The sequence below is a fragment of the Staphylococcus delphini genome (assembly GCF_900636325.1).
GTDB lineage: Bacteria > Bacillota > Bacilli > Staphylococcales > Staphylococcaceae > Staphylococcus > Staphylococcus delphini.
The window spans coordinates 503,785-517,680 of sequence record NZ_LR134263.1; the positions used below are offsets into that span (position 1 = coordinate 503,785).

13 protein-coding genes are annotated in these 13,896 nt (G+C 38.4%); 10 read left to right on the forward strand and 3 right to left on the reverse strand.

Translation table 11 applies throughout. The features are described from left to right. The first annotated feature begins 11 nt into the window (after positions 1 to 11). The 8 genes from opp4C (EL101_RS02125) (at position 12) to EL101_RS02160 (ending at position 8,435) form a co-directional block, all read left to right on the forward strand. Entirely contained in the window at positions 12 to 905 is an 894-nt protein-coding gene (opp4C, locus tag EL101_RS02125; protein WP_096542814.1) for an oligopeptide ABC transporter permease, read from the forward strand. Between the two features lie 229 nt (positions 906 to 1,134). Next, on the forward strand, positions 1,135 to 2,856 hold the full coding sequence (opp4A, locus tag EL101_RS02130) for an oligopeptide ABC transporter substrate-binding protein (RefSeq protein ID WP_096598170.1): 1,722 nt from the start codon (positions 1,135 to 1,137) through the stop codon (positions 2,854 to 2,856). Between the two features lie 105 nt (positions 2,857 to 2,961). Then, positions 2,962 to 3,972 carry an ABC transporter ATP-binding protein gene (locus tag EL101_RS02135; protein WP_096598168.1) on the forward strand — a complete coding sequence of 337 codons (1,011 nt, stop codon included), beginning with the start codon at positions 2,962 to 2,964 and terminating at the stop codon, positions 3,970 to 3,972. Then, on the forward strand, positions 3,965 to 4,951 hold the full coding sequence (locus EL101_RS02140; RefSeq protein ID WP_096598166.1) for an ABC transporter ATP-binding protein: 987 nt from the start codon (positions 3,965 to 3,967) through the stop codon (positions 4,949 to 4,951). Before EL101_RS02135 ends, EL101_RS02140 begins: the two co-directional genes overlap by 8 nt. After that, complete coding sequence (gene opp4B / locus EL101_RS02145; protein ID WP_086428025.1) at positions 4,948 to 5,910, forward strand: oligopeptide ABC transporter permease; 963 nt, start codon at positions 4,948 to 4,950, stop codon at positions 5,908 to 5,910. The genes EL101_RS02140 and opp4B overlap by 4 nt, the downstream gene beginning before the upstream one ends. Positions 5,911 to 5,921: 11 nt before the next feature. Continuing rightward, positions 5,922 to 6,815 (forward strand): oligopeptide ABC transporter permease, encoded by an 894-nt coding sequence (gene opp4C / locus EL101_RS02150; RefSeq protein ID WP_096598164.1) that lies wholly within the window; start codon positions 5,922 to 5,924, stop codon positions 6,813 to 6,815. A gap of 117 nt (positions 6,816 to 6,932) precedes the next feature. After that, positions 6,933 to 8,099: a hypothetical protein gene (locus EL101_RS02155; RefSeq protein WP_096598162.1), complete on the forward strand. Its 1,167-nt coding sequence runs from the start codon at positions 6,933 to 6,935 to the stop codon at positions 8,097 to 8,099. A gap of 78 nt (positions 8,100 to 8,177) precedes the next feature. Beyond that, positions 8,178 to 8,435 carry a hypothetical protein gene (locus tag EL101_RS02160; protein WP_096598160.1) on the forward strand — a complete coding sequence of 86 codons (258 nt, stop codon included), beginning with the start codon at positions 8,178 to 8,180 and terminating at the stop codon, positions 8,433 to 8,435. Positions 8,436 to 9,603: 1,168 nt separating this feature from the next. Here EL101_RS02160 and sdaAA read toward each other — a convergent pair. The 3 genes from sdaAA to EL101_RS02175 are packed head-to-tail and all read right to left on the reverse strand — an operon-like array spanning position 9,604 to position 12,242. After that, positions 9,604 to 10,503 (reverse strand): L-serine ammonia-lyase, iron-sulfur-dependent, subunit alpha, encoded by a 900-nt coding sequence (gene sdaAA, locus EL101_RS02165; RefSeq protein WP_096598158.1) that lies wholly within the window; start codon positions 10,501 to 10,503, stop codon positions 9,604 to 9,606. A gap of 15 nt (positions 10,504 to 10,518) precedes the next feature. After that, positions 10,519 to 11,196: an L-serine ammonia-lyase, iron-sulfur-dependent subunit beta gene (gene sdaAB, locus EL101_RS02170; protein WP_096598156.1), complete on the reverse strand. Its 678-nt coding sequence runs from the start codon at positions 11,194 to 11,196 to the stop codon at positions 10,519 to 10,521. Positions 11,197 to 11,210: 14 nt separating this feature from the next. Next, complete coding sequence (locus EL101_RS02175) at positions 11,211 to 12,242, reverse strand: PTS sugar transporter subunit IIC (RefSeq protein ID WP_096598154.1); 1,032 nt, start codon at positions 12,240 to 12,242, stop codon at positions 11,211 to 11,213. Positions 12,243 to 12,799: 557 nt separating this feature from the next. On the opposite strand from EL101_RS02175, the gene EL101_RS02180 reads away from it, so the two are divergent. Both EL101_RS02180 and EL101_RS02185 read left to right on the forward strand, forming a co-directional pair. Next, a complete protein-coding gene (locus EL101_RS02180) occupies positions 12,800 to 12,979 on the forward strand; it encodes a hypothetical protein (RefSeq protein ID WP_019166520.1) in 180 nt (59 codons plus the stop codon). Positions 12,980 to 13,460: 481 nt separating this feature from the next. After that, positions 13,461 to 13,862, forward strand: a complete 402-nt coding sequence (locus EL101_RS02185; RefSeq protein ID WP_096542795.1) for a DUF6941 family protein — start codon at positions 13,461 to 13,463, stop codon at positions 13,860 to 13,862. Positions 13,863 to 13,896: the final 34 nt, after the last annotated feature.

Here is a 13,896-nt window from a genome sequence, read left to right on the forward strand (position 1 = left end):
GAGGGGCCATTATGGAAAAAACACAATTTAGAAAAAGTAAGTCACCGTTACAAATTGCACGTCAAAAATTTTTGAAAAACAAGTCCGCTATGGCTGCGACACTGATACTCGGCGTCATTGTGATCATTTCATTTTTGGCACCATTCATTGCGCCTCACGATCCAAACGTTCAAAATTTAGTGTTGATTAAAGGTGATATGTCTCCTGAACATTGGCTTGGCACAGATTCAGGCGGACGTGATATTTTCAGTCGACTATTATATGCGGGGCGTGTGTCTCTGTCATTTGGATTATTTACATCGATTGGATTAATGGTCATCGGTATCATTATCGGCATGATTTCGGGCTACTACGGTGGCATAGTTGATACGATATTGATGCGTTTTACAGAATTTGTGATGTTATTCCCATTTATCCCATTTGCGGTCGTATTAAATGCAACGTTCAGTCACGATATTGAAAGTAAATACGGTTCTGCGATTGTACTAGGAACGGTGCTCGTCTTGTTATCATGGGTGGGTATCGCGCGTGTCGTCCGTGGTAAAGTAATGCAAGAGAAAGAAAATGAATACTTTTTAGCCGCACAATCAATTGGGACACCAGTATACAAAATTTTATTGAAGCATTTATTACCCAATATTTTAAGTGTCATTATCGTTCAAGCGACACTCGTCTTTGCCGTACAAATTGTCGCAGAAGCGGGTCTCAGTTTCCTTGGCTTTGGGATTAGTAAAGAAGTACCTACATGGGGAAACATGTTGACAGACTCACAAGAAGGTGATGTATTAAGAGGCAAGCCTTGGATTTGGATGCCACCTGCCGCAATTATTACAGTAACCATTCTATGTATTAACTTTATTGGTGAAGGATTGAAAGACGCACTCAATCCAAAATCGAAGCGTTAAACCAATATAACTAAAGGTAAGAGCTCAATTATGTTATTGACATAGTTGGGCTCTTATTTTTGATGCGATGACACATCCTGTTTCCTTTCCTGTATTTGTTTTAAACTTTTCAATATAAAATGTTTGAAAATTTTAGATTTTTGCAAAATTTCATTGACAAAAAATTTGGAAAAATACAATAATAAGAGAAAGGAGTTTTTAAACATTTAACAATTAGGGAGGAAATGGGATGAAAAAAGCTTATCGATATTTATGGTTTTTATCATTAATTGTTGTCGTTGTACTTTCAGCATGTGGAAAAGGTGGAAATGAGCCATCGAATACGTCGAATAAAACCGGCAAAAGCGATACGAAAGGCGGGACATTGACAGTAGGGATAGCGGAACCGCCTGAGGGGAACTTCCAATCTATTTTTGCAGGGAGTATAGGTGACTCTAATGTGATTGATTTCTTTAATGATTCACTGATTGATGTCGGTGATGATTTAAAGATTAAACCCAAAATTTTGTCATGGGAAAAAGACAAAAATGATGACTTGAAATATACATTCAAAGTTAAAAAAGGGATTAAGTGGCAAGACGGTAACCCATTTACAATGAATGACTGGATTTTTACTTTAGAGACACTAGCAGATCCTGACTACGATGGCCCGCGTTATAGTGGTGTCGCGGTCATTCAAGGTGCGGAAGAAAAACGTAATGGTGAAGCGGACAGCATTAGTGGTATCAAAAAAATTGATGATTACACAGCAGAAATCACATTTAAAGAACATAAAGCGAATAATTTATTAGAATTGTGGACATCTGCACCTATCAGCGAAAAAGTATTTAAAGATATTCCAGTTAAAGATATGGCGAAATCAGACGCCGTACGTAAAAATCCAATCGGCATCGGACCTTATAAAGTGAAGCGTATTGTCGATGGTGAATCAGTGGAACTTGTTAAAAATAAAGATTACTGGCGCGGGGAACCAAATATTAACAATATCAACTTACGTGTCGTAGAACAAACATCGATGACACAAGCGCTTGAAAATGGCGATATTGATATGGCAACAATTACAGCACCAATCGCGAAAGAAATTAAAGATAGTGGTAGCGAAAACTTACAATTGCTACAAGCACCGTCAACATCTTATGCGATCGTCGGTTTCGTGTTAAATGATTATGATAAAAAAGCACAAAAAATCGGTAAAGAAAGACCGAAATATCAAGATAAAAAGTTACGTCAAGCAATGGCTTACGCGATTAATCGAAAAGAGTGGATTGACGCATTTTACTATGGCTACGGCAAACCACTTAACGGTTTAATCCCTTCCGCACATTGGAGTGGTGCGAAAGAAGGCGATGTTAAAGAATATAAATATGACGTAGATAAAGCGAAACAATTATTAGACGAAGCGGGTTATAAAGATAAAGATGGTGACGGTTTCCGTGAAGACCCTCAAGGCAAGCCATTCGTCGTGAATCTGAAGCACTATGCTGGTTCTAACCCAACCTTCGAACCACGTTCAGCAGCACTTAAAGGTTATTGGGAAAAGGTCGGACTCAAAACAAAAGTTGAAATGGAAGAATTCGGTAAGTACAGCAGTGACTTAGAAAATGCTTCTAAAGATATGGAAGTGTATTTTAGAACATGGGTACAAGGGGCAGACCCTGATCCATCTGAGTTATACAGATCGACAGCACTTTGGAATGAATCACGTTACGACAATCCGAAAGCAGACAAAATTTTAGATGAAGCCGTCGATACAAAAGTAGTGGGCGACGACAATGATAAACGTAAAGCAAAATATTTAGAATGGCAAAAAATCATGGCTGAAGATGTACCTGTCATTCCGATTGTAGAGTTAGAAGACGTCACTGCAGTGAACAGTAGAGTGAAAAACTTTGAAGTGTCACTGAAAGGTTCTAACCCGATTTATGAATGGTCAGTTGAAGACAAGAAATAACAAATGGTTGAGAAAAGGGATACGTGGCGGCGAACGTCCGTCCCCTTTTCTTATATAAAGAAAGAGATTCATTTTTATTTTTGATACGGGCATAGGGGTGAAAATATGAATGAGAGCAAATTACTAGAAGTTAAAAATTTGTCTACCGCATTTGAAATAGAGGGACAACAGTACGATGCGATTTCTAATATTGATTTAGAAATTAACGAAGGAGAAATTTTAGGTATTGTAGGTGAATCTGGCTCTGGCAAATCAGTGCTAAGTTTATCCATTTTGAATTTATTACCTGAGAAGATTGCGACGATTCGTTCAGGTGAAGTCCGCTATAAAGGTCAACGCATTGATAATATGTCACACGAAGCATTCAACAAAGTACGGGGTAACGAGGTGGCGATGATTTTCCAAGAGCCGATGACCTCACTCAATCCTGTATTTACGATTGGCAATCAGTTAATGGAAATGATCATGTTGCATTTAAAGCTATCCAAAAGTGAGGCACGGGCTAAAGCGATTCAATTACTTCAAGATGTCGGTATTCCACGTGCGAATAAAGTGGTCGATGAATATCCACATCAATTATCAGGTGGGATGCGTCAACGGGTCATGATTGCGATGGCGATTTCATGTGCCCCACATCTGCTCATTGCTGACGAACCGACGACCGCACTCGATGTAACGGTGCAAGCACAAATTTTAGCGCTGTTAAAACGGATTCAAGCAGAAACGCAAATGGGTGTCATTTTCATTTCACATGATTTAGGTGTCATTTCAGAATTGTGCGACCGTGTAGCAGTCATGTATGCGGGAAAAATTGTAGAACTCGCACCTGTAGAAGAGATTTTTACACATCCTAAACATCCTTATACACAGTTGTTATTAAAGGCGATACCGCGGTTAGATGTGCAACAAGACACGCTTGAAACAATCAATGGTTCTGTACCGAGTTTAGTTCATTTACCTCAACAAGGATGTCGTTTTGTCAATCGCTGTCCACATGCGATGGAAATGTGTCAAACGCAAGATGTCAGTAGCGTTCAAGTGGCAGATGCGCATCACGTGTTTTGTCATTTATATCAAAATGAAACACAACTGAAGGGGGTAGGACAACATGACTAATTACATTTTAGAAGTGAATGATTTAAAGCAGTATTATCCGATTAAAGGTGGCGTATTTCAACGTAAAATTGGCGAAGTGAAAGCTGTAGATGGCATTTCTTTTGTGATTGAACCTGGGCAAACTGTCGGACTAGTAGGCGAGTCAGGTTGTGGGAAATCTTCGGCTGGACGTACAATTTTACAGTTGCAGCAAGCCCATTCAGGAGAGGTTAAATTTTGCGGGCAAGACATCACAAAACTGAGAGGACGTGCATTAAGAGAAGCGCGAAAAGGTTTTCAAATGGTGTTCCAAGACCCGTATGCGTCATTGAATCCGATGCAAATGGTGGGCGATATTGTCGGTGAACCGATTCGTAATTATTACCATAAAAAGCAGCGTGACATTGAAGATGAAGTGAAAGACTTGTTAAAACGTGTCGGACTGAACGAAGCGGACTACTATAAATATGCGCATGAGTTTTCAGGTGGACAACGCCAACGTGTCGGGATTGCGCGTGCTTTAGCGCTCAAACCGAAACTTATTATTGCCGATGAACCAGTCAGTGCGTTAGACGTTTCTGTACAGTCTCAAGTGCTCAATATTATGGCAGAGTTACAAGAAGAGTTTGGACTCAGCTATTTGTTTATTGCGCATGATTTAAGTGTCGTTAAGCATGTCAGTGACTATATTTGTGTGATGTATTTAGGTCATATTTTAGAGCAAGGTCCTGCTGAAGCGATTTATGAAAATCCGAGTCATCCTTATACGAAAGCACTCATTTCAGCGATCCCAGAAATTGATCCACGTCAGCGTAAGGAACGCATTTTACTCGAGGGTGATTTACCGTCGCCAAGTGACCCGCCATCTGGATGTCCATTTCATACGCGATGTCCGGTAGCTGAGGCGCGATGTGCAGAAGTGAAGCCGCCATCAGTGGAAGTCAGTGCCAATCATTATGCAGCATGTGTGTTGTTAGAAAATGGGGGTGTCGCGCAATGACAACATTAATCATTCGACGTATTTTATTAATGATTCCGATGCTCATTTTAATGTCAGTCGTCATCTTTACCATTTCTAAATTACAACCCGGTGACGCATTTTCAGGTAATATGGACCCAAAAGCTGGCGCGAAATATTACGAACAAGAACGTGAACGCTTAGGCTTAAACGACCCGCTCCCTGTGCAATATATGAAGTGGGGCGAACGTGTCCTCCATGGCGATTTTGGTGATTCTATTCGCTATAAACGTCCGGTCATGGATTTAGTGAAAGAACGTATGCCGAATACCATTTTGTTAGGAGTCACAAGTTTAGTCATTACATATCTCATTGCATTTCCGCTCGGCATACTCTCAGGACGCAAGCCGTATAGTTTATACGATTACAGCATTCAATTTTTAAATTATTTGATGCTCGCCATCCCGTCATTTGTTGCAGGGGTATTCGCCATTTATATTTTTGCGTTTCAGCTCGGACTCTTTCCATTTTCAGGTTCCGTTGCACTCGGTGTCGAACCTGGTTCTGCGGCATATTATATCAGTAAGATTTATCATACGATTTTGCCAGGGACCGTGCTCGGTTTATTATCAACAGCGAGTTATGTTCAATTTTTAAGAAATGATATCATCGAAAACGCACGTAAAGATTATATTCGTACCGCACGCGCAAAAGGTTTATCAGAGTCTACAGTATATAACAAACATATTTTAAGAAACTCGATTATTCCGATTGTGACGTTTTTTGGTGCGGATGTATTGTCTGTATTTGGTGGTGCGGTCATTACAGAAACGATTTTTTCATATCCCGGTATCGGAAAACTGCTCATTGATGCGATTAGTGGTAAAGATTATCCATTAATGATGGCACTATTACTATTTTTCTCATTTTTAGGATTACTCGCTAACTTAATTTCAGATATTACGTATAGCATAGTCGATCCGAGAATTAAGAGTAATTAGGGGGGATACAGATGGATAAGTTGAAAAAAGCAAAAAGTAAATCGCCACTCACAATGGCGCGTAAGAAATTTCTTAAAAACAAACCGGCAATGATAGCGACTGTGATACTGGGTCTCATCGCGATCATTTCATTTTTAGCACCACTGCTTGCACCTTATGATCCGAACTTACAAAATTTAGTGTTGATTAAGGGCGAGATGTCAGCAGAACACTGGCTCGGTACAGATTCTGGTGGTCGAGATATTTTAAGCCGCTTGTTGTATGCGGGGCGTGTATCGTTACTATTTGGATTTTTTACTTCTATTGGACTTATGACAATCGGCGTATTGATCGGCATGATTTCTGGCTATTACGGTGGCTGGGTGGATACCGTGCTCATGCGTTTTACAGAGTTTGTCATGTTATTTCCATTTATTCCATTCGCAGTCGTATTAAATGCGACGTTCAGTGGTAAAATCGAAAATCAATACGGTTCAGCTATTGTGTTAGGTTTAGTGCTCATCGCCTTATCTTGGGTTGGTGTCGCAAGGATTGTTCGCGGTAAAGTGATGCAAGAGAAAGAGAATGAATATTTCTTGGCGGCACAATCAATCGGAACGCCTGTATATAAGATTTTATTTAAGCATTTATTACCGAATATTTTAAGTGTGGTCATCGTGCAAGCAACACTCGTATTTGCCGTACAAATCGTGGCCGAAGCGGGACTCAGTTTCCTCGGGTTTGGGATTAGTAAAAGTGTGCCGACATGGGGGAATATGTTAACAGATGCGCAAGAAGGCGACATTTTAAGAAGCAAGCCATGGATTTGGATGCCACCCGCGCTCATTATTACAGTCACAATTTTATGTATTAACTTTATCGGTGAAGGATTAAAAGACGCCCTTAATCCAAAATCAAGAAGGTAAAAATGTGGAACGTATCGAAAAGAACACAAATCATATAAATGGTGATAAGAAATAATTTCACAATTCATGTATTTACGGATACAATAATGATAACTAAAATGACATGAGTAGGTGAAAATGATGAGATACAGTGATGAAGAATTTGAAGCGTTTTTTTCTAACTTAACTGAAGATGAACGAGACGAATTACTCCATGAAGTGATCGCGATGACACTAGGAGAAGCGGATGAAGAAAGAAGTATCGTTACGCTATTAAATCGTTACACTATTGAAGACATTAAGGCGTTATGTAAGCAGCATGATATCACGGGATACTCTGGCATGAATAAATCAGAGTTACTCGTTCATTTCATTACACATTTAGTGACGCCTGAGTATATTCGAGAAAGTGTTGCACACATGAGTCGGGCGCATCAACTGCTACTCGTGTTGACACAGCAAATGATTGAAGTCGGCATTCCTTTCGAAACAACGCTGGATGTCCCACAGTCATTTTTGATGTATAAACCAAGAATGTCGTTTGATGACACGGGCGAAATTTTAATTCCTCATGAGATTGATGAGAAAATGAAAGAAGCGGTTCAAACAGAGGAGATTTTGAAAGCACTATCTGATCAGTATCGTTTATTGATTGCGAGTGTGGAATTATACGGTTCACTCCCGTTAGAGCAGCTCCAAGTGGTTTACCAAAAATATATGGATCAAACATTAACATTGGACGCATTGAAAGACTGGCTTGATTTAGTAGAAGAAGTGAATCCTGATTTCAAAAATTATGAAGTTAAAGATGATGTCATCACACATATAGATTTTCAGTTCGACCAGACACAAATGGTAGAAATTGCGTCAAAGGTGACCTATTATTTACCTGAAACAAAAGAAGAGATGCTGACATATAGCAAGCGCCTTTATGGGATTGACCCCGAGCGATGTGATCGTGTCATTGAATGGGTAAAAGACCATTTTATTGAGTATGAATACATGGATTTTATCGACCGTAACTTAGAGGCCGAAGAACTTGGAACAGAATTACTATTATTGTTAAAGCATATCAGTGAGCCTGATGATTTTGCACCAGTGCTTGAAGGCTGGATTGAAGACGGTGAATTAGATGAAGATGCTTTCTCAACGGGTTTGGTCCTCTTTGAAGAGATGTTGAAACATATGAGAAGTTGGTTGTATTTAGGTCATACATCAGAAGAATTTGAGAATATTTTAAATCATTCAAGCGAAAAGTATGAAAATGTGGTAGACTTTCATCAATATCAACAACGTAAAAAGTAACTGTCGATTCAGTGTTCAAGTCATGAGAAGCGTATAAAAAGACAACTAGCGATTGTCGCGACCAAGGGGATGAGTGCAATGCTAAAAAAATTAATGCTATTGTTTTTTGGAATGGTCATCACGACAACGATTGCAGAAACGTATTTGATTGCAGGTACTTGGCAATATTTATTCATGCAATCGATATCGCTCGCATTGATATTGTTTTTTATTTATCATTTTGTCGTTTTCCAATTGCAAGAAAGGCGGCAAGAAGACCGTCATCAGGAACGTCAATTTGTCGTTAAAGAAGAACCAGATGATGAAAGAGTAAAGAAACGGTTAGTTCGTAAATAAATTTATAATAAAATGGAGATGGGCCATTGAAATTTTTCAATTGTCCTACCTTGATATATTTTCATCAAATTGCTTCATTGATCACCTTTTTAAATTTTCACAATTGCTATCATGGACTCGCGTTCCTAGGGGACTTGCCTCAACTAGCCAACGCTTGATTGAACTGTTACATAAATGAAGCGTTGGCGGATTTTCGGCTGCGTCTGATCCCTCAGGAGTCTCGTCCATTTTAGCAATTTGAATTTAAATGCTGTGAATCAATGAAGCTATCTTTATAAGGTGATAAAACCCAAAAATTTTATCCCCATTTACCTTAATTGTTTTATATTTCTATATTTTGCTTTTCGTTCATCGTAGGAGAGGAACTGGGAAACATAATGTCCCATTCTCGTTTTTTAATTTGATATATTTTAATCCAATTGCCTCATGGACTCGCGTTTCTTAGGAGTGTTATGACCTTTCAACTCACTCACGCTTGGTTAAAATGTTACGCTTGTTGAGGGATTAGTAGATTTTGGGAGCAGTACAGAAATCTCATGTGTAACAAAGATATCGTCGTACTTGTCCCTCGCAAGTCAGAGAACTACTGCGATAAACAGCACCCACTATTCAAGTGAAAAAGGGGGATGACAGTATGCATACATTCCCTCAGGAGTCACGACCATTTTAGCAATTGTATTTTAATGGAAATGTATCTAATAGAGTAAGTTTTTAAGTGGCATTGTTTATGATGTTTGTTACATTATGCTATTGATATGTTTCTTCGTGATTGTTGTTAATACAAATAAGTGATTCATCATTTCTAATTCTTTCAATCCGAAATGTTCAAGAATGGATTGCAAATCAGGACGAGACTCCTGAGGCATAGAGCCGAAGACGAAAATCCAATTTGGCTTCCTTCAAGTGAACAGTTCAATCAAGCCAAATTGAGTTGAGGCGAGGCGCCTAGGAACGCGAGTCCAAGATAGCAATCCATTGTGTAAACTAAGAAAAGTGATACACAAGTTTAAAAAATTGAAATGTGATATGCAATATGCAAGTGTGTTAACCCGAAATGTCATGTGTACAACATCCTGAATTATTCAACAACATCATCGATTATTCACATCAAAAAACTCGAAGTGAAGACGACAGTAGTCATCTCACTTCGAGCTTTTTTCCTCCTATATTAAGAGAACACTTCGGATCGTTTGGAATCACCAAAGATTTTAGCTTTAATTGCTTCACCTGTTGGCGTACCAGCAAGACCACCTAAACCTGTTTCGCGTAATGATGCAGGAAGGTTACGACCCACTTTATCCATAGCCCCAATGACTTCATCTACTGGGATGCGACTTTCCACACCGGCAAGTGCCAGGTCAGCTGAAATCAATCCATTGCCTGAACCAATCGCATTGCGCATCACACAAGGAATTTCTACTAAACCTGCGACAGGGTCACACACTAAACCAAGCAAGTTACTAATACTAATCGCAAGGGCGTGTCCAGCTTGTTCTGGCGTACCACCGAATGTTTGCACAGCAGCAGCGGCAGCCATTGCGGATGCTGAACCCACTTCTGCTTGACAGCCCCCTGTTGCACCAGCAACGGATGCATTGTTCGCGATAATCATACCGCACATCGAGGCAGCAAATAGAAATTCAAGCATTTGGTCATTCGTTAAGTCGTGTGATTGCTCTAGTTTAAAGAGTATCCCTGGAATAGTCCCTGAAGAACCAGCAGTCGGTGTCGCACAAATAATGCCCATTGCTGCGTTCACTTCATTAGTGGCAACCGCGCCTTCAACAGCTGACATCATATCATATCCAGAGAGGGCTTTATTGTTTTGGTTATATTTGTGGACTTTAATCGCGTCTTGACCCGTATAACCTGTCACACTTTTAACCCCTTCACCTGTCGTGCCTTTTTGAACAGCTTCACGCATTGTGTCAAGATTTTGTTGCATCATGTCCATGACTTCTTCGCGCGTCATACCACGTGTTTCCATTTCATGTTTAATCATAATTTCTGAAAAAGTTGTGTTATTTTCAGTCGCATAGTCGATTAATTCTTTCATTGTATCAAACATGGGAGTCCCTCCAATTTAATCTATATATGAAAAGTTTAAAAACGCATATTTTTCTTTGATTGATTCAAGTAGTTCACTTTTAATCGGTTTATTCAAATGTAAGGCAAGTAAGCAATGGCCTTTTGTCATCGTTTTAATCTCTTCATTGATGTCGACTTCATGCTCGATTAAATCGTTAATTAAATGATTGACTTCTGCAATTTGACATTCCCCATCAATGACAAGAATAGGGGGTGTATGTGCCATCAAAATACACATTTGGTTAACGTGAATACTTTTCACTTTGAATGCGCCACCGCCAATTGAAATGCCATTTAACTCGACATGACGGTCACCGTGATCAATTTCGATGACTGCACAATTTGGATGTTCACCTAAACTTGAACCTGATTTTTCGATAAATTCAAAGTCAATGCCTTCGCTTCTTGCAATTTTTGTCGATGTTTTAATACGAGAATCGAAAGTACTAAAACCTAATAAGCCACCGATAATCGCTAAATCCGTGCCGTGACCTTTATGCGTTTCTGCAAAAGATTCGTAATAGTTCACAACGATTTTCTCAGGTGTATCACCAAGGACAGCACGAGCGGCCTGACCAATTTTTACTGCACCTGCTGTATGTGAACTCGATGGCCCCATCATCACTGGGCCGATAATATCAAACGCACTTTGGTAATCTTTTGTACGTGCCATAATTCATCCGCTCCTTAATTTGTTTGTTGGTTAACATGAGGCACTTTAATGTCCAGCGTTGGTCGTTTCTTACTGATGAATGTGCCGATGAAAAAGCTCATAATAATACTGATGATTGCTACGATGATAATCGTAATCACGGTAGGCACCACTTCATTAAAGCCTAACGCTACAATCGGACCGGCAATAGGTGTCGCCATGCCTGGTTGGTTCACAACGATACCCATGTATGTGATAAATAAGCCATTGACCATACCTACCACTGCATTCGTACCATAAAGCTGAAGTGGATATTTTGCGATCGTATCGATTTGTGTTAATGGTTCGACAGCAACGGCAAAGGCTTTTCCTGCATTGCCGATTCTAAGTTTTCTAAACATCACAAAGTTGACAAATGAACTACCCATACAACCGAGTGCACCAATTGCCATTGGAATACCCGTAAGTCCTAACAAACTTGTGAAAACCATTGAACTTAATGGTGTCATACCTACAACGGGTACAATCGCACCGATAACAAGTGCAAGGGCGTACGGATTATTATCACCTACAGCTGTGATGGCAGTACCGATTTGTTTCAATACGGCAGTGACACTAGGTGATACGATAGACGCAATACCATATGCAATGGCAGGAGATAATAAGATCACCACGATTAGGTCTAACCCTTCAGGCACATATTTTTCAAGTGCTTTAATACCAAAAGCAACGACATATGCCGCAATAAAAGCAGGCAATAGTTTAAAATCAAATAAAACGAGTCCTGTTAAAACGGCGAATACAGGATTAATACCGAATTTTAAACAAGTGAGAATGCCCACAGCAACACCACTTAAACTTCCTGCAACATCCCCTAGTTTAATAAAATAGTCTGAGTGAAACACGCCACCGATTGCGTATTTTAAGAATGCTTCCGGTAAAAACGAAGCACAAGCAGCGCCGGATAAAGCCTGTAAACTGACTTTACCATTCGGGGCAAATTTTAAGAATAAAGTCATTGCAAGTAAAACAACGAGTAATGTCCCGATTCCCAAAATAAAATCCATATTTAGTTCCTTCTCTCTTTTGTTTTTATGTTTTAATTAGATAGCTATCCCAAACAACCACCATTCTAAGTGCTTCATTTTGCTTATGCAAGCCCTTACATTGGAGTGGAATGCGGTTTATTGTGTGAAAATAATTATTTGAAAACAAAAAAATATAGATTGTGAAAATATAGTTTATACAAAAGAACTGGTATAAAACGATTTTTAGTTCTATTTCACATTAAAATATTAAAGTATCAGAGTAAATTTTATAATATGGCGTATTTGTGAAAGATTTAAAGTTCAAATTTTATAAATTTTCAAACATAGATAAAGTGTAAAATAATAATTGTACAAAACGTTATATGTATATAAGCATAATAATGAGGATTAAAGGACTAGAGGATTGAAGTTTTATCGCTATTTTTGAATAGTTTCAATTTTGAATTTCGGAAGTAATAGGTGCTGATTTGCAATTGTGATGATTATGTGAAAAACATCACAAAAATGTAGTGATTTTGCGAATAAGGGGTATAATGAAAGTAAGAAAGAAGTAATAACTAAAGGATGTGTTAAACATGAGAGAATCAATATTAAGATTAATCCGTTCTAACCAAAGTTGCTACGATATTTACATTCACACAGGTGTCAGTCAAGGTGTGATTTCTGATTTGAGATCTGGTTATCGTACACTTGATGATGTGTCTTTAAAAGATGCAGAACGTTTATATGATTATGCCAAAAGTGTTGCGGCATAAAGGGATGCAGAAGCGAGGATTTAAGGAGACTTTAATAGATGATTGAGCTTTTTGTAAAGTTCGACTGATAAAGCATCAGGCAACGTGGGTTGTTTGGTGCTTTTGTGTGTTTAAAAGGGCTACATGTAGACTGTTAAGTCTCCCCTCGCGAGAATGAGTAGAATTATCAAAAGTCTCTGGTTACTCGTTCAATTAATCTAAAGAACATTGAAAGCCAGAAGTTAAAATGTTCATACTCTATAATTTTGAGAGCGATTTTTACAGCTGGATCCTCTTTTTTCGTGTTATCATATGGATAAGTGGTTTACACTAAGCTCATTTAAGCTTCTGCACAATGGCTATTCAAAAGCTTAATATTTCCTTTTTTTAAATGAACACCCAACTAAATAAAAAGTGGAGAATGGTTTAGAAATATTCTGACTTTTGTCCAATTCAATTTTGATGTATTATATATTTAATTATAGTAAGAGGGTGTATTTAAATGGCAAAAATAGCATGGATGATACCATCTCAGGGAGTATTTAATAATCATCAAGGAGGCTTAGTCATTGAAAAACCATTATCCTTTATTGAATTAGAGGCACTACCAAATAATTTTTCTTTTAATATATCTTTTGGGATAATTAATGTAGAAGAGACAAAGCAATATGATTTGAATTTTCAAATTTTAGACCCTGAAGACCAAATTATATTTGATACTCATGTTGGTATTGATCATCAAAAATTAATACAGGATAATACAAATAAGCAAATTAATAATGTCTTTGAATCAAATGCAAATTTTAACAATTTTAAATTTCAAAAAGAAGGGTTATATACTATTAAATTATCTATAGATGACTCACAAGCCCAGTCTAATTTTAATGTAAATTTGGTGTCATAAATTATGGGTTATGAAAAAGTGAGTAGACTAGATG